This window comes from Pseudonocardia halophobica, assembly GCF_027922425.1.
GTDB classification, from domain to species: domain Bacteria; phylum Actinomycetota; class Actinomycetes; order Mycobacteriales; family Pseudonocardiaceae; genus Pseudonocardia; species Pseudonocardia halophobica.
In genome coordinates, this window is sequence record NZ_BSFQ01000003.1 from 327397 (window position 1) to 342924 (window position 15528).

The 15528-nt window shown below is 73.5% G+C and carries 17 protein-coding genes; 5 read left to right on the forward strand and 12 right to left on the reverse strand.

Features of this window, described 5'->3' with window-relative positions; translation table 11 throughout:
* Positions 1-41: 41 nt before the first annotated feature.
* The gene (locus PKE99_RS05975) at positions 42-2669 is read right to left on the reverse strand and encodes a valine--tRNA ligase (protein ID WP_037043324.1); all 2628 of its coding nucleotides are present in this window, start codon (positions 2667-2669) and stop codon (positions 42-44) included.
* A gap of 77 nt (positions 2670-2746) precedes the next feature.
* On the reverse strand, positions 2747-3448 hold the full coding sequence (locus tag PKE99_RS05980) for a hypothetical protein (protein WP_156067388.1): 702 nt from the start codon (positions 3446-3448) through the stop codon (positions 2747-2749).
* A gap of 142 nt (positions 3449-3590) precedes the next feature.
* On the opposite strand from PKE99_RS05980, the gene PKE99_RS05985 reads away from it, so the two are divergent.
* Positions 3591-4016 (forward strand): PPOX class F420-dependent oxidoreductase, encoded by a 426-nt coding sequence (locus PKE99_RS05985; RefSeq protein WP_037043322.1) that lies wholly within the window; start codon positions 3591-3593, stop codon positions 4014-4016.
* Here PKE99_RS05985 and PKE99_RS05990 read toward each other — a convergent pair.
* The 3 genes from PKE99_RS05990 to PKE99_RS06000 are packed head-to-tail and all read right to left on the reverse strand — an operon-like array spanning position 4013 to position 5880.
* The gene (locus PKE99_RS05990; protein WP_156067386.1) at positions 4013-4321 is read right to left on the reverse strand and encodes a DUF6457 domain-containing protein; all 309 of its coding nucleotides are present in this window, start codon (positions 4319-4321) and stop codon (positions 4013-4015) included. The two genes, PKE99_RS05985 and PKE99_RS05990, sit on opposite strands and share 4 nt — an antisense overlap.
* Before the next feature lie 45 nt (positions 4322-4366).
* Positions 4367-4504 carry an MFS transporter small subunit gene (locus PKE99_RS05995; protein ID WP_197040546.1) on the reverse strand — a complete coding sequence of 46 codons (138 nt, stop codon included), beginning with the start codon at positions 4502-4504 and terminating at the stop codon, positions 4367-4369.
* Complete coding sequence (locus tag PKE99_RS06000; protein WP_037043319.1) at positions 4501-5880, reverse strand: OFA family MFS transporter; 1380 nt, start codon at positions 5878-5880, stop codon at positions 4501-4503. The genes PKE99_RS05995 and PKE99_RS06000 overlap by 4 nt, the downstream gene beginning before the upstream one ends.
* 128 nt (positions 5881-6008) lie before the next feature.
* On the opposite strand from PKE99_RS06000, the gene PKE99_RS06005 reads away from it, so the two are divergent.
* On the forward strand, positions 6009-7181 hold the full coding sequence (locus PKE99_RS06005; RefSeq protein WP_197040545.1) for a CaiB/BaiF CoA transferase family protein: 1173 nt from the start codon (positions 6009-6011) through the stop codon (positions 7179-7181).
* Positions 7182-7330: 149 nt separating this feature from the next.
* Here PKE99_RS06005 and clpX read toward each other — a convergent pair whose 3' ends face one another.
* The 6 genes from clpX to PKE99_RS06035 form a co-directional block, all read right to left on the reverse strand.
* Positions 7331-8608 carry an ATP-dependent Clp protease ATP-binding subunit ClpX gene (gene clpX / locus PKE99_RS06010; RefSeq protein ID WP_037043315.1) on the reverse strand — a complete coding sequence of 426 codons (1278 nt, stop codon included), beginning with the start codon at positions 8606-8608 and terminating at the stop codon, positions 7331-7333.
* A gap of 239 nt (positions 8609-8847) precedes the next feature.
* Positions 8848-9462, reverse strand: coding sequence for an ATP-dependent Clp protease proteolytic subunit (locus PKE99_RS06015; RefSeq protein WP_081923958.1), 615 nt, complete (start codon positions 9460-9462; stop codon positions 8848-8850).
* An 11-nt stretch (positions 9463-9473) separates the two neighbouring features.
* Positions 9474-10076, reverse strand: a complete 603-nt coding sequence (locus tag PKE99_RS06020) for a ClpP family protease (protein WP_051737195.1) — start codon at positions 10074-10076, stop codon at positions 9474-9476.
* 265 nt (positions 10077-10341) lie between these two features.
* Positions 10342-11859 carry a trigger factor gene (gene tig, locus PKE99_RS06025; protein ID WP_051737127.1) on the reverse strand — a complete coding sequence of 506 codons (1518 nt, stop codon included), beginning with the start codon at positions 11857-11859 and terminating at the stop codon, positions 10342-10344.
* A gap of 141 nt (positions 11860-12000) precedes the next feature.
* Positions 12001-12435, reverse strand: coding sequence for an Asp23/Gls24 family envelope stress response protein (locus PKE99_RS06030; protein WP_231498133.1), 435 nt, complete (start codon positions 12433-12435; stop codon positions 12001-12003).
* An 88-nt stretch (positions 12436-12523) separates the two neighbouring features.
* Entirely contained in the window at positions 12524-12697 is a 174-nt protein-coding gene (locus PKE99_RS06035; RefSeq protein WP_037043311.1) for a CsbD family protein, read from the reverse strand.
* Between the two features lie 185 nt (positions 12698-12882).
* Here PKE99_RS06035 and PKE99_RS06040 point away from each other — a divergent pair, with 185 nt between their 5' ends.
* From PKE99_RS06040 to PKE99_RS06050, 3 genes are read left to right on the forward strand one after another with little or no spacing between them, the layout of a single operon-like run.
* Entirely contained in the window at positions 12883-13524 is a 642-nt protein-coding gene (locus PKE99_RS06040; protein ID WP_081924004.1) for an RNA polymerase sigma factor, read from the forward strand.
* Positions 13515-14198, forward strand: a complete 684-nt coding sequence (locus PKE99_RS06045) for an Asp23/Gls24 family envelope stress response protein (RefSeq protein WP_037043308.1) — start codon at positions 13515-13517, stop codon at positions 14196-14198. The genes PKE99_RS06040 and PKE99_RS06045 overlap by 10 nt, the downstream gene beginning before the upstream one ends.
* The gene (locus PKE99_RS06050; protein ID WP_037043307.1) at positions 14195-14614 is read left to right on the forward strand and encodes an Asp23/Gls24 family envelope stress response protein; all 420 of its coding nucleotides are present in this window, start codon (positions 14195-14197) and stop codon (positions 14612-14614) included. Before PKE99_RS06045 ends, PKE99_RS06050 begins: the two co-directional genes overlap by 4 nt.
* On the opposite strand, the gene PKE99_RS06055 is transcribed toward PKE99_RS06050, so the two are convergent.
* A complete protein-coding gene (locus PKE99_RS06055; protein WP_156067384.1) occupies positions 14557-15279 on the reverse strand; it encodes a (2Fe-2S)-binding protein in 723 nt (240 codons plus the stop codon). The genes PKE99_RS06050 and PKE99_RS06055 overlap by 58 nt on opposite strands.
* Positions 15280-15528: the final 249 nt, after the last annotated feature.

Here is a 15528-nt window from a genome sequence, read left to right on the forward strand (position 1 = left end):
CGGCACCTCCACGCCGGCCGGGCGGACCGTGCGCACGAGGCTCATGAGGCCGGCAGCCCCTCGAGCCGCGCCGTGACCCGCTCGATCTCGGCGACGGCGGCCTCCCGCCGCGCCCGGATCCCGTCGACGACCTGCGCCGGGGCCTTCTCGGTGAACTTGGGGTTCCCGAGCTTCTTCTCGGCCTGCTCCAGCTCCTTCTGCGCGGCCGCCAGGTCGCGCCCCAGCCGGGCCCGCTCGGCGGCGACGTCGATCGCCCCGGACGTGTCCAGCTCGACGTGGACGGTGTCGCCGTTGAGCGCGACCTCGACCGTGGCGGTCGGCGCGAAGTCCGCGCCCGCCGGGTCGAGGCGGGTGAGGAACCGGACGGCCCTCTCGTGCCGGGCCAGGCCCGCGGTCTCCAGCCCGACCAGCAGCGCGGCGACCGACTTGCGGTCCGGCAGGCCCTGCTCGGTGCGGAAGCGGCGGACCTCGGTGATCAGCTTCTGCAGCGCCTCGACGCGTGCGACCGCGGCGGCGTCGACCGGCAGCCCGGTGTCCTCGCCGGGCCAGGTCGCGGTCACGACCGTCTCGCCGCCGGTCAGCGACGTCCACAGCGCCTCGGTGACGAACGGGACGATCGGGTGCAGGATCCTCAGCAGCGCGTCGAACACGTGCCCCAGGACGGCGCGGGTGCCCTCGGCCGTGCCCGGGTCGTCGAGCTGGGGCTTGGCCAGCTCGAGGTACCAGTCGCACAGCTCGTCCCACGTGAAGTGGTAGAGGCCCTCGGTGGCCTTGGCGAACTGGAAGTCCTCGAGCAGCGCGTCCGTCTGCTCCCGGACCTCGCGCAGCCGCCCGAGGATCCAGCGGTCCGCGTCGGTCGGCTCGGTGGGCAGCGGCAGGGCCGGGTCGGCGCCGTTGGCCTCCGCGAACCGGACGGCGTTCCACAGCTTGGTGGTGAAGTTGCGGGAGCCCGCGACCCACTCCGTGGACAGCGACATGTCCGTGCCCGGGTTCGACCCGCGGGCGATGGTGAACCGCAGCGCGTCGGCCCCGTAGGCGTCGATCAGCTCGAGCGGGTCGATGACGTTGCCCTTGGACTTCGACATCTTCTTGCCGTGCTCGTCGCGGATGAGCCCGTGCAGGTAGACGTGCTCGAACGGCGAGCGGCCCATCGCGTAGGTGCCGAACATCATCATCCGGACGACCCAGAAGAACAGGATGTCGTAGCCGGTGACCAGGACGGAGTTCGGGTAGTACCGCTCCAGGTCCGGGGTCTCGTCCGGCCAGCCCAGCGTGGAGAACGGCCACAGGCCCGAGGAGAACCAGGTGTCGAGGACGTCCTCGTCCTGGCGCCAGCCCTCGCCGGTCGGGACCTCGTCGTCCGGCCCGACACAGACCGTCTCGCCGCCGGGCCCGTACCAGACCGGGATGCGGTGGCCCCACCACAGCTGCCGGGAGATGCACCAGTCGTGCATGTTGTCGACCCAGTCGAAGAACCGCGACGACATCTCCGGCGGGTGGATCTTCGTCTCGCCCGAGCGGACGGCGTCGCCCGACGCCTTGGCCAGGGACTCGACCCGGACGAACCACTGCAGCGACAGCCGCGGCTCGATCGGGACGCCGGTGCGCGAGTCGTGCCCGACGCTGTGGACGTACGGCCGCTTCTCCGCGACGATCCGGCCCTCGGCCCGCAGCTGCTCGCGGATGGCCTCGCGCGCCGCGAACCGGTCCATGCCGTCGTACGGGGTGCCCGAGTTCGCGATGACCCCGGACTCGTCCATGATCGTCGGCATCGGCAGGTCGTGCCGGCGGCCCATCTCGAAGTCGTTCGGGTCGTGCGCCGGGGTGATCTTGACGGCGCCGGAGCCGAACTCCGGGTCGACGTACGGGTCGGCGATGACCGGGATGTCCCGCCCGGTGACGGGCATGCGGACGGTCCGGCCGACGAGGTGGGTGTACCGCTCGTCGTCCGGGTGGACCGCGACGGCCGTGTCGCCCAGCATCGTCTCGACGCGGGTGGTGGCGACGACGATCGAGTCCTCGCCGTCCCCGTAGCGCATCGAGACGAGCTCGCCCTCGACCTCCTTGTGGTCGACCTCGATGTCCGAGATGGCGCTCTGCAGCGCGGGCGACCAGTTGACCAGGCGCTCGGCCCGGTAGATCAGCCCCTCGTCGAACATCTTCTTGAAGACGGTCTGGACGGCGCGGGACAGGCCCTCGTCGAGCGTGAACCGCTCGCGCGTCCAGTCCACCCCGTCCCCGAGGCGCTTCATCTGACCCAGGATCGAGCCGCCCGACTCGGCCTTCCACTCCCAGACGCGCCGGACGAACTCCTCGCGCCCCAGCTCGCGGCGCCCCGGCTCGCCGGCCTCGGCCAGCCGGCGCTCGACGACGCTCTGGGTGGCGATGCCCGCGTGGTCCATGCCCGGCAGCCACAGCGCGTCGTACCCCTGCATGCGGCGTCGCCGGGTGAGGACGTCGATCAGGGTGTGGTCCATGGCGTGCCCGAGGTGCAGGCTCCCCGTGACGTTCGGCGGCGGGATGACGATGCAGTACGGCGGCTCGCCCGACGCCGGGTCCGCCTCGAAGTAGCCGCGGTCGACCCAGCGCCGGTACAGGACGCCCTCTACCTCCGCCGGGTTCCACTTCGGCGGGAGGGAGGTGGTGCGCGCTGGGAGGGTCTCGGTCACGCAGTCAAGTCTACGAGCCGGGTACGACACGTTTCCGGGGGTGGGTCGCGCCCCGGCACGCCCGGTCGTCGCGCCGATCAGCGGCCCCGCAGCGGCAGGAACACGACGTGCAGGTGCGCGAACCCGAGCACCGGGGCGAGCGCGCGGGCGCGGACCAGGCCGGGGTCGAGCGCGCGGACGGTGCCGCTGGTGGGCTCGTAGACCCGCCAGGTGCCGTCGTCGGCGATCCGCAGGGCGAGGCAGTAGTGCCGCGGCACCAGCGACCCGACGAGCAGCGGGACGGGCCGGCGGGCGGCCAGGGCCGCCTCGACCTCCCGGATCGCCGTGTCGACGTCCGTCGCCGAGGCGTCGTCGACGAACCGGATGCGGTAGCGGCCCGCGCCCGGGGCGTGGGTGTGCAGCCAGCGCAGGAAGCCCCACGGCGTGGTGCCCAGCGCTCGCGGCCAGAGCCGGTTGGTCGCGGCGTGGATCTCGCGCTGGCGCGCGTCGTAGCGGGCGGCGAAGCCGCGGACGATGCCGCTCGCGTCCGTCTCCCGCAGCTCCAGCTTCTCCAGCTCGGCGGGATCGGCCCAGGTGGCGAGGGCGAGGAGCACGGCGCTGCCGCACGTGGTGCCGTCGACCTGGTCGAGCCGGGTGCCCGCGTGCCGCTGCTCCCCCAGCGCCTCGCCGATCAGCGGCCGGCGCTCGCCGGACAGGACCTTCACGGCAGCGACGGGCACCGGCACGGGCCGCGAGACCAGCCGTTGCGCCGCCCTCCCGATCGCCGACACCGTCCGCACGCGGTCACGGTAGCGCGCGGCGGCGGGCGGGCGGCTCACGCCGGGCGCCGGTCGGCCGCACCCGTCGCCGGCGCGCGCACCACCGTCCGGGCGGCCCCGAGCGGGGCGGGCGGTCGTCCGGTTCCCGATCTAGGTTGGCCGCATGAGCGCAGAGCTGACCCCGGAGATCGTCGAGTTCCTCAACCACGGCACCCGCACCGGGGTGCTCGCCTGGACGGCGGCGGACGGCCGCCCGCTGGCCGCCCCGGTCTGGTTCCTGGTCGAGGACGGCACGCTGATCTTCAACACCGGGCGGGACACGGCGAAGGGGCGGGCGCTCGCCCGCGACCCGCGGGTCGCGCTGGCGGTCGACCTGCCGGCGCCGCCGTACGCGTTCGTGCAGGTCCAGGGCGTGGCGGAGACGAGCGAGGACCCCGCCGAGCTGCTCCGGACCGCCACCGCGCTGGGCGGGCGCTACATGGGCGCCGACCGCGCGGAGGAGTTCGGGAAGCGCAACGGGGTCCCCGGGGAACTCCTGGTCCGGGTGCGCCCGACCAAGGTCCTGGCGCACCTGGACGTGTCGGGCTAACCGCGGTTGTCGGGGTCGTTCGACGGGACACCGCGCTCGGTGTCGGCGTCCCAGCCCTCGGCGAGGGCGGAGATCTTCTGCGCGTAGTCCGCGGCGGCGACCTGCGGCTCCTGCGCCCGGCCCGCGGCGACCCCGATCAGGAACGCCGTCACCGGCGCGGCCGGCCGGCTCACGCCGTGCGCGACGTCCGACGTCAGGTCGAGCACGGCGTCCACGCTCTTCTCGCTGTCCACCTGACCCTCGAGCCCCAGCTCGCGGGACACGGCGGTGATCCACTCCGACATGGCCTTCGCGTCGTCACTCACGGCGGGAAGGTACCCCGGCGCACCGCGGCCGAACCCCCGTGCGGGTCAGCCGGAGAACAAGGCGGGGATCTTCGTGAGCAGCGCGATCAGGCCGTACAGGAAGGGCGCCGCCACCCACACCCACGCCAGGACGACGAGGGCGACGGGCGGGCCACCCGTGCGGTCCGGTGTGCTCGCGCTCATGTGCGTGCCTCCTCCTCGCTCCGTGCCGCCCGCTCGGGCTCGTGCCACTTGTCGGCGACCGGCCGCACCAGCTCGTTCGCGACGAAGCCGAGGACCAGCAGCACGATCATCACCAGGAAGGCGGGCGTGTACTTCGACGGGCCGGCGACGTCCGAGCGGGCGTCGGCGATCGCGTTGACGATGATCGGCCCGAGGACGCCGGCCGTGGACCAGGCCGTGAGCAGCCGGCCGTGGATGGCGCCGACCTGGTAGGTGCCGAACAGGTCGCGCAGGTACGCCGGGATCGTCGAGAAGCCGGCGCCGTAGAACGACAGGATCAGCATCGTGCAGATCAGGAAGACGGCCTTGTTGCCCTCGCCGATGAACGTCAGCGCCAGGTAGAGCAGCGCGCCGACGCCCAGGTAGAGCCGGTAGATGTTCTTGCGGCCGATGAGGTCCGAGACCGTGGACCACACGAACCGGCCGAGCATGTTGGCCAGCGACAGGATCGACACGAACGCCGTGGCCGCGGCGGCGAGCGTCTGCGCCGGCGAGGCGTCGCGGAAGAAGTCCTGGTAGATCGGGTTCGCCTTCTCCAGGATGCCGATCCCAGCGGTCACGTTGAAGCAGAGCACGATCCACAGCAGCCAGAACTGCGGCGTCTTGATGGCGTTCGCGGCGGAGACGCTCGCGGTGCTGACCATCGCCCGCGCCTTCTGCTTCGCCGGGTCCCACCCCGCGGGCTTCCAGTCGGCGGCCGGGACGCGGATGAGCAGCCAGCCCATCGTCATGAAGACCGCGTAGACCACGCCGTGGATGAGGAAGGCCAGCGCGATGCCGTTCGGGTTCGGGTCGTTACCGGTGGCGCCGAAGGCCGACAGCATCGACGCGGTCCACGGGTTGGCGATCAGCGCGCCGCCGCCGAAGCCCATGATCGCGATGCCGGTCGCCAGGCCGGGCCGGTCCGGGAACCACTTGATCAGCGTGGACACGGGCGAGATGTAGCCGATGCCCAGCCCGATCCCGCCGATGCCGCCGTACCCCACGACGACCAGCCAGTACTGACCCAGCCAGATGCCGAGGGCCGAGACCAGGAAGCCGGTGGCGAAACAGGCCGACGCGACGGCCATCGCCCAGCGCGGGCCGTTCGTGTCGACCTTCGTGCCGAACACCGCCGCGGAGATGCCGAGCATGACGATGCCCAGGGTGAACGGCAGCGCGCTGAGCACGCCGCTGATGTCCAGGCCCTTCTCGAGGGAGCCCTTGAACGCGCTCCACGCGTAGACCTGGCCGATCGCGAGGTGGATCGACAGCGCAGCGGGCGGGACCAGCCAGCGGCTCCAGCCCGGTGGGGCGACGATCCGTTCCCGCGAGAGGAACCCCGGCGTTCCCGACATGCGACCACCTCCGTGCCTGTGCGGGCCGAACCGTATGTCGCGGTACTTGACGCGGCAATTCCAGGCATTCCCCCTCGGCACGGCGGCCAACCCTCGGGCCCGTGCCCCTCGTGTGGTGGAGTGGACGGGTGAGTGCACCGCTGACCGGGATCCGCGTGGTGTCCTTCGACCACGCCGTCTCCGTGCCCTACGCCGGGCGGCTGCTCGCCGACCTCGGCGCCGACGTCGTCAAGGTCGAGCGGCCGGGCGGCGGCGACTTCGCCCGCGGCTACGACGCGGCCTGCGGCGACGTCTCCTCGTACTTCGCGTGGATCAACCGTGGCAAGCGCTCCGTGGTGCTCGACCTCAAGTCGGCCGACGGGCTCGCCGCGGCGCACCGGCTCGTCGACACCGCCGACGTCGTGCTGGCCAACCTCGGTCCCGGCGCCACCGCCCGGCTCGGGCTCGACGGCGACAGCCTCCGCGGCCGTCGGCCCTCGCTGATCACCTGCGAGCTGTCCGGGTACGGCGAGGGCGGGCCCGCCGCCGGCCGCAAGGCCTACGACGCGCTCATCCAGTCCGAGGCCGGTCTGCTCGAGCTGACCGGTGACGGCGACGTGACCGCCCGGGCCGGCATCTCCGTCGCCGACATCGCGGCCGGGGTGCAGGTCCAGTCCGCGGTGCTGGCGGCGCTGTTCCACCGCGAGCGCACCGGCGAGGGCGCCACGCTGCGGATCTCGCTGCTCGAGGCGCTCACCGAGTGGATGCACCAGCCGATGCTGTACGCGCTCGGCACCGGGCGGGCGCCGGCGCGCTCCGGCGGCCACCACCCCTCGATCGCGCCGTACGGCCCCTTCCCGTGCGCCGACGGCGCCGTGCACCTCGCCGTGCAGAACGAGCGGGAGTGGCTGCGGCTCTGCACGACCGTGCTCGGCGACCCGGCGGTCGCGGTCGACGAGCGCTTCGCCTCGGTGCGGGCGCGGGTGGAGCACCGCGACGCGCTGCACGACCTCCTGCACGCCCGCTTCGCCGGGCTCACGCAGGAGCGGCTCGGCGCGCTGCTCGACGAGGCCGACATCGCCTGGTCCGCGGTCGGGCACGTCGCCGAGCTCCCCCGGCACCCGCAGCTCGTCGCCCGCGCCCGGTTCGTCGGCGTGCCGGTGCCCGGGGGCGAGGCGGTGCCCATGGCCGTGCCGCCCGTCGACTCCAGCGCCTGGCCCCCGCCGCTCGACGCCGAGGTCCCCGCCCTGGGCGCCCACACCGCCGAGGTCCTCGCCGAGCTCGGCTACACGCCCGAGGAGATCGAGAAGCTGAGCGCCTGAGCAGCGCACCATGATCGCCGAGAGTGTGCGGTGACGGCTGCCCCGGCAGCCCTCACTGCACGCAGAGACCGATCATGTGCCGGGCGGGCGGCCCGAGAACGCGGAACGCCCGCCCTCGGGGAGGGCGGGCGTTCCGCGGTAGGTGTCGCTCAGGCGGAGCGCTCGCCCCGCTCCCGGCGCTGCGGGCGCCGGGGCACGATCGTCGGGTTGACGTTCTCCTTCACCGTCTCCTCGGTCACGACCACCTTCGCCACGTCCGTGCGGCTCGGGATGTCGTACATGACGGGGAGGAGCACCTCCTCCATGATCGCGCGGAGGCCGCGGGCGCCGGTGCCCCGCAGGATCGCCTGGTCGGCGACCGCCTCGAGCGCGTCGTCCGTGAACTCGAGCTCGACGCCGTCCATCTCGAAGAGCTTGCGGTACTGCTTGACCAGCGCGTTGCGCGGCTCGGTCAGGATCTTGACCAGGGCGTCCTTGTCGAGCGACGTCACCGAGGCCACGACCGGGAGCCGGCCGATGAACTCGGGGATCAGCCCGAACTTGATGAGGTCCTCGGGCATGGTGTCCGCGAAGCTCTCGGAGTTGTCCAGGTCCGACTTCGAGCGGATCTCCGCGCCGAAGCCCAGCCCGCGCCGGCCGACCCGGTCCGAGATGATCTTCTCGAGGCCCGCGAACGCACCCGCCACGATGAACAGCACGTTCGTCGTGTCGATCTGGATGAACTCCTGGTGCGGGTGCTTGCGCCCGCCCTGCGGCGGCACCGAGGCGGTGGTGCCCTCGAGGATCTTCAGCAGCGCCTGCTGCACGCCCTCGCCGGAGACGTCCCGGGTGATCGACGGGTTCTCCGACTTGCGGGCGATCTTGTCGACCTCGTCGATGTAGATGATCCCGGTCTCGGCCCGCTTGACGTCGTAGTCCGCCGCCTGGATGAGCTTGAGCAGGATGTTCTCGACGTCCTCGCCGACGTACCCGGCCTCGGTCAGCGCCGTGGCGTCCGCGATCGCGAACGGCACGTTCAGCAGCTTGGCGAGGGTCTGCGCGAGGTAGGTCTTGCCGCAACCGGTCGGACCGAGCATGAGGATGTTCGACTTGGCCAGCTCGACGCCGTCGCCGTCGCCCCGGGCCCGGTCGCCCGCCTGGATGCGCTTGTAGTGGTTGTAGACCGCCACCGAGAGCGTGCGCTTGGTGGCCGACTGCCCGACGACGTACTGGTCGAGGAACTCGTGGATCTCGGCGGGCTTGGGCAGCTCGTCGAGCTTCACGTCGCCGGTCTCGGCGAGCTCCTCCTCGATGATCTCGTTGCAGAGATCGATGCACTCGTCGCAGATGTAGACGCCGGGCCCGGCGATGAGCTTCTTGACCTGCTTCTGACTCTTCCCGCAGAAAGAGCACTTCAGCAGGTCACCGCCGTCACCGATGCGTGCCATGAGTGCAGCCCCAGTCCCATCCGGCCCGCCCTCGTCCGGGCGTGCCCACGTCGTCATGACGGTACCTGCCGGAGCCCCTCGCTGCGAAGGATCGCGGCGACCTGTCGGAATCGGGTCGGCAGGCGGTCGTTATGCGTTCACCCCGCAACTGGTGCGGGAGGTGCGGGGTGCACCGGGGCCGTCCTGCGACGGCCCCGGTGCACCGACGGCGGTGCGGGTGCTCGCGTGGCGAGCACCGCTCAGCCGACCGCGGACAGCTTCCGGCTCTGGATGATCTCGTCGACGATCCCGTACTCCTTGGCCTCCTCGGCCGTGAGGATCCGGTCCCGCTCGATGTCGTCGTGCACCTGCTCGGGCGTGCGCCCGCTGTGCCGCGCGAGGGTGCTCTCCAGCAGCTTGCGCATGCGGGTGATCTCGGCGGCCTGGATCTCCAGGTCGGACACCTGGCCGTAGAAGCCCTCGGTGGCCGGCTGGTGGATCAGGATGCGCGCGTTCTGCACCGCGAGGCGCCGCCCCGGGGTGCCCGCCGCCAGCAGCACGGCCGCGGCCGACGCCGCCTGCCCGAGGCAGACGGTCTGGATGTCGGGGCGGATGAACTGCATGGTGTCGTAGATCGCCATCAGCGACGTGAACGAGCCGCCGGGCGAGTTGATGTACATCGAGATCTCGCGGTCCGGGTCCGCGGACTCGAGGCAGAGCAGCTGCGCCATGACGTCGTTCGCCGAGGCGTCGTCGATCTGCACCCCGAGGAAGATGATGCGCTCCTCGAAGAGCTTGTTGTACGGGTTCGACTCCTTGACCCCGTAGCTCGTGCGCTCCACGAAGGAGGGCAGCACGTACCGGCTCTCCGGCATCCGGAATCCACTCACGACGAGCTCCCGTTCTCGCTCGGCTGCGGGAGGTCGCCCGCCCGCGAGATGACGTGGTCGACGAAGCCGTACTCCAGGGCCTCCTGCGCGGAGAACCACCGGTCCCGGTCGAAGTCCTGGGTGATCCGCTCGACGGTCTGCCCGGTGTGCCCGGCGATCAGCTCCGCCATCTCCTGCTTGTGCCGGCGGAACAGCTCGGCCTGGATCCGGATGTCCGACTCCGAGCCGCCGACGCCGGCCGACGGCTGGTGCATCAGGATCTGGGTGTGCGGCAGCGCGAAGCGCTTGCCGGGCGTCCCCGCCGAGAGCAGGAACTGCCCCATCGACGCGGCCAGACCCATCGCCGTGGTGGCCACGTCGCAGGGGATGAACTCCATCGTGTCGAAGATGGCCATCCCCGCGGTGACCGAGCCGCCCGGCGAGTTGATGTAGAGGTTGATGTCCGCCTCCGGGTCCTCCGCGGCGAGCAGCAGCATCTGCGCGGCGATCCGGTTGGCGATCTCGTCGTCGACCTGCTGCCCGAGCACCACGATCCGCTGCTGCAGCAGCCGCTCGAACACCGAGTCGGACAGCGTCATGCTCGAGGGGGCCGAGCGCATCTGCAGCGCGCGGCGGTCCTCCACGAGGCGGTCCGCGGTCGACCGCGGGCCGGTGTCCTGCTGACTCACTTCACCCTGCCTTCTGCTGGCGTCACTCGGGGGTCGTCTTCTCCGGGGGGCCGCCGGGGGATCGTGTCCCGCCGGCGGCCCGTCCCGTTGCTTCGATCCCGACCCTACGCGGCCACGGCACGCCGCGTCCGCGGACACGGCGCGTGTTCGCCGACAGCGCAGCGACCACCCGTCCGCGCAGGTCAGGCGCGCGCGATCAGGCCTTGCCGGCTGCCGGGCCCGCAGCCTCGGTGCCCACCGCGGCGTCGGTCGAGTCGTCCGCGGCCGGGGCCTCGACGACCTCGGGGGCGGCCTCGTCCGCGGCGGCGTCGGTCGCGCCGGCGGCGCTGTCGGCGGCCTCGGCGGCTGCCTCCGGGGCCTCCTCCGCGTCGACGGCGACGGCGGCGCCCTCCTCCGGGCCGAGGAGGTCGGACAGGTCGACCGGCTCGCCCGCGGCATCGGTGACCGTGGCGGCGCGGACGGCGACGATCAGCGCCTTGCTCCGCCGGACGTCCGAGTAGATCGCGCCGAGCTGGCCCGCCTGCTGGATGCGCTGGACGAACTCCTCGGGCGCCATGCCGTACTGCTGGGCCTGGTAGATGATCCGCTCGGTGAGCTCCTGGTCGCCGACCTGGACCTCCTCGGCGTCGGCCAGCGCGTCGAGCACGAGGCGGGTCTTGACCGACTTCTCGGCCTCGGCCCGGGTCTCGGTGTCGAACTCCTCGCGGGTCTTGCCCTGCTTCTCGAGGAACTCGTCGAACTGCTCGTCGCTGTGGTCGAACGCGTGCACGGCGTCGTGGTGCCGGGACTCGACCTCGGCCTCGACGATGCTCTCCGGCAGCGGGACCTCGGTGTTGTCGACGATCTCGTCGAGCACCTTGTCGCGGGCCTGGGTGACCTGCTCCATGCGGCGCACCCGGCCGAGCCGCTCCCGCAGGTCCGCGGTGAGCTCGTCGAGGGTGTCGAACTCGCTGGCCAGCTGGGCGAACTCGTCGTCGGCGTCGGGGAGCTGGCGCTCCTTGACCGCGGTGACCTTGACGGTGACCTCGGCGTCCTGGTCCGCGTACTCGCCCGCGACGAGCTTCGAGGTGAAGGTCTTCTCCTCGCCGGCGGACAGGCCGGTGATGGCCTCGTCGATGCCGTCGATGAGGCCGCCCTGGCCGACCTGGTACGAGTACCCGGTCGTCGTGGCCTCCTCGATCTCCTTGCCGTCGACAGCGGCGGAGAGGTCGATCTGGACGAAGTCGTCCGCCTGGGCGGCGCGCTCGACGCCGGTCAGGGTGCCGAACCGGGCGCGCAGCTGGTCGAGCTGCTCGGTGACCTGCTCGTCGGTCACCTCGACGTCGTCGACCTGCACGGTGATGCCGTCCAGCTCCGGGAGCGTGATCTCCGGGCGGACGTCGACCTCCGCGGTGAACGCGACCTTGTCCCCGTCGGCGAGCTCGGTGACCTCGATGTTCGGCTGGCCGATCGGCTTCACGTCGTCCGCGGCCGCGACGGCCTCGGAGTACTTGGCCGGGACCGCGGCGTTGAGCACCTCGTCCAGCACGACGCCGCGGCCGAGCCGCGCGTCGAGGATGCGGGCCGGCGCCTTGCCCGGGCGGAAGCCGGGGATGCGGACCTGCTGCGCGATCTTCTTGTACGCGCGGTCGAAGTCGGGCTTGAGCTCGTCGAACGGCACCTCGACTGTGAGCTTGACGCGTGTCGGGCCGATGTGCTCGACGGTGCTCTTCACGGTGGAACTCCTCGGACTGCTGGTGGCTCTGCTGTGTGGCGGGGCCCTGCTCGGTTCGTACTCGGGCGACCGGCGGCACGACGCCGCATCAACCGGGTAGGGAGGGGCGGTCACGCGCGCCGGGCACGTGTCCGGGCGAGTCTAGGCGAGACGCGTGCCGGGCGTTCCGGCCGGTCCGGGCCCTGTGGCCGGACCGCCGCCGGCCGGCTCCGCGAGGGCCCCGGGGACCGGCGCGGGGGCCGGCGCGGTGATCGGGGCGGGGACGAGGTCCGCGACGGTCACGTCGACCGGCCGCTCCCCCGCGACGCCGCGCACCCGCGCGGCGATCTCCTCGGCCAGCTCCGGCAGCGGGGTCCCGGCGGGCCAGCGCACGACCACCGCGACCTCGACGGGTTCGCCCGCCGCGGCGCCCTCCCCCGCGCGCACCCCGACGACGCGGCGCCCGGGGAGGTAGGAGGCGACGCTGCCGAACGGTCCGCCGTCCAGCCGGACGACGGCGGGATGGCTCAGCACGGCGGCGGCGACCCGCTCGGGCAGCGGCCGCTCGGACGGCTGCCCCGGAAGCTGCGCGGACACGCCGGCCACGCTAGCGCCGCACGCGCGACGGCGGCGCCCCGGAAGCCCGGGACGCCGCCGTCGGCGGGTGGGTCAGCGCCTGAAGTGGTCAGCGCCTGAAGACGTCCTTGACCTTCTCGCCGGCCTGCTTGAGGTCGGCACCCATCTGGTCGGTGCGGCCCTCGGCCTCGAGGCGCTCGTCGTCCGTGGCGCGGCCGGTGGCCTCCTTGGCCTTGCCCGACAGCTCCTGGGTCTTGTTGTCCAGCTTGTCCTTCATGCTCATCTGGTGAACCTCCCGGACTCGTGCGCCCGCCGCGCGGCCGGTCCGTCCGGCCGCTAGCGTCGGGCTCGCGGAGCGGTTACCCCCGGCCCCCGCCCGACACACGACCCTCGTGACCGGCGTCACGAGAGGTCATACTGTCGGCGTCGTCGGGGGAACGGCTGTCGGACGGGACCGTGGTGCAGGCGATGCGGACGAGGGGGGCGCGGGAGGACGTGTGCCCGCCGCCCCGGGTCCCGGCCGTGCCCCGGGAGCCCGAGCCCACCCCCGCCGAGCGCGAGCTCGACGACACCACGCTCGTCGTCCGGGCCCGCGAGGGCGACGTCCGCGCCTTCTCCGCACTCGCGCAGCGGCACCAGGCCGCGCTGTACCGGCTGGCGCTGCGCCTGGTCGGGAACGCCGCCGACGCCGAGGACGCGCTGCAGGAGTCCCTGCTCGACGCCTGGCGCCGGCTCGACCGCTTCCGCGGCGACTCGGCCTTCACCACCTGGGCGTACCGGATCGTGACGAACCGGTGCCTCGACCTGCTGCGCCGCCGGCGGGCGACGGTGTCGGTGGAGCAGGTGGCCGAGGTGGCCCCGGAGCGGCTGGCCGCGCCGGAGGCCGGCGCGCCCGAGCACGCCGCCGAGGTCGACGCCGGGCTCGCGGCGCTGCGGGCGGCGCTGCGCACGTTGCCGGACGAGCAGCGGGCCTGCTTCGTGCTGCGCGAGCTGGAGGGCCTGGGCTACGCCGAGATCGCGGAGATCACCGGCGCGTCGGAGACCGCGGTCCGCGGGCGGATCCACCGCGCCCGCCGCGGGCTGGCGGAGGTGATGCGGTCGTGGAGGTAGGCAGGACCGTCCCCGGCGGCCCGGCCGGCGAGACGCTCGGGGCCGCCGGACCGGCGGACGAGCGGATCGAGCCGCTGGCCTGCGGCCGCGACGCCGCCGACGTCTGGGACCACGCGGTCGAGGGCACCCTCGACGCGCACGAGCGGGACTGCCCGCACTGCCGGGCCGCGGCCGCCGACGCCCTCGGGCTCGACGGCGTGGTCCACCGGATGGCGGCGGAGCGGCCGGTGCCGCCGCCCTCGGTGCTCGACGGCGTGATGCAGGCGGTGATCGACACCGTCACCGCCGAGCTCCGCCCGCAGGACCTGCTGGCGCTCGACTCCCCCGCGGGCCCCGCGCGGCTGAGCCGGGCCGCCGCGGCCCGGGTGCTGCGGCACGTCGTCGACGGGATGGACGGGATGCGGGCCCGCAGCTGCCGGATCGAGCCCGTCGGGTCGGGGTCCGGTCGCACCGGGACGAACGGCGCGGCGGGGGACGGGGCGGCGACGAACGGGGGCGGGGCGGACCCGTTCGGCGTGACCGTCGCGATCACCGTGACGGCCCGGTTCGGCGTCGACCTCGCGTCGGTCACGGCGCGGGTGCGGCAGATGGTCGTGGCGGCGGGCGAGCAGGCCCTGGGGGTGCCGGTGCGCAGCGTGGACATCGCGGTGGTCGACCTGTGGGACGAGCCGTGACCCCGCCGGTGCGGCTGACGGTGGGCGACGCCGTCGTCGCCCGGATCGCGGCGGCCACCGCCCGGGAGGTGCCGGGCGTGGTCGCGCTCCGGCCGGACCTGGCCCAGACGCTGCTCGGGCTGGCCGGCTCGCTGCTGGGCGACCGGTCGGCCGGCGACGCGTTGTCGGCGGCCGGGGCGTCGGCCGCGGTGCAGGACGGCCGCGCGGAGATCGCGCTGACCCTCGTCACCACCCTCGGGCACAACGCCCGCGACCTCTCCGCCGCGGTGCAGCGGGCGGTCGCGGCGCGGGTGCGCGCCGAGACCGGTCTCGACGCCGTCGTCAGGGTGACGGTCGCCGACGTCCTCCTCGACGTCCCTCAGGCGGAGCGGGAGAGCAAGCAGTCCCCGCAGGTGCCGCCGCCCGGCAGCCGGTAGTAGAGGCAGCAGGAGCGACGGCGGAAGGTCCAGCCGCGGTCGGGCGGCCCGGGCGGGCGCCGCTCCCCCGTCCCGGCGAGCAGCGGGTGGTCGAGGACCGCGGCCGCGAGCTCGGCGGCGCGGATCGCCGCCTCCGGCCGCTCCGTGCCGAGCACGCGCTTCGCGCCCGCGACGGACGACGCGACGTTGCCCCACAGCACCCTCGGCGACACCGGCACCAGCGCCCGCACGACCTCGACCAGCGGCTCCGCGATCTCCTCCGCCACGAGGGCCGGCAGCTCACCGGGGTCCCGGGCCGGGCGGTCCGGGTCCGTCCACAACGGCCAGGGCCCGGTGCGGGAGACCCGCCAGTGCAGGGCGTCGCGGCCGAGGTCGGGCAGGACGCCGTGCAGCGCGACGGCCGCGAGCGGCGCGGACACCAGCCGGGCGGCCAGGCCCTGCAGCGCGATCGACGCGGCCACCCGCTCCTCCACGGTGCCTCCGGCCTGCTCGGACAGCACCCGGCGGACGTGCGCGATCCGCTCCCCCAGCGCACCGGGTGTCGTGACCAGCTCCCGGAGGGGCCGCCACGTCGGGTCGGCCGACTCGGCGGGGTCGGTGGACACGGAGAAGAAGGGGCCGGCCCGCGCGACGTCGGCGAGCACGGTGCGCACCGGGGCCGTCACCGTCCGCCCACCGGCAGGTCGAGCCCCCGTTCAGGTGTCACCCCGGTCACGCCGGGAAGGCGGACCGGGTGAGGCGTGCACTGCATCACCCCAGTGTGGCCGCCCGCCCGCCGATCCGGGCGGGGCGGAGGGCCGTGACCTGCCCGGACGGGCAGGCCCCGATCGTCCGCCGGTCGTCCGCCCCGCCCGTCGGAGGTCGCTCCGACGCAGGTCACAGCGGTTCGGCCCGCTACATCTGGCGTATCAACG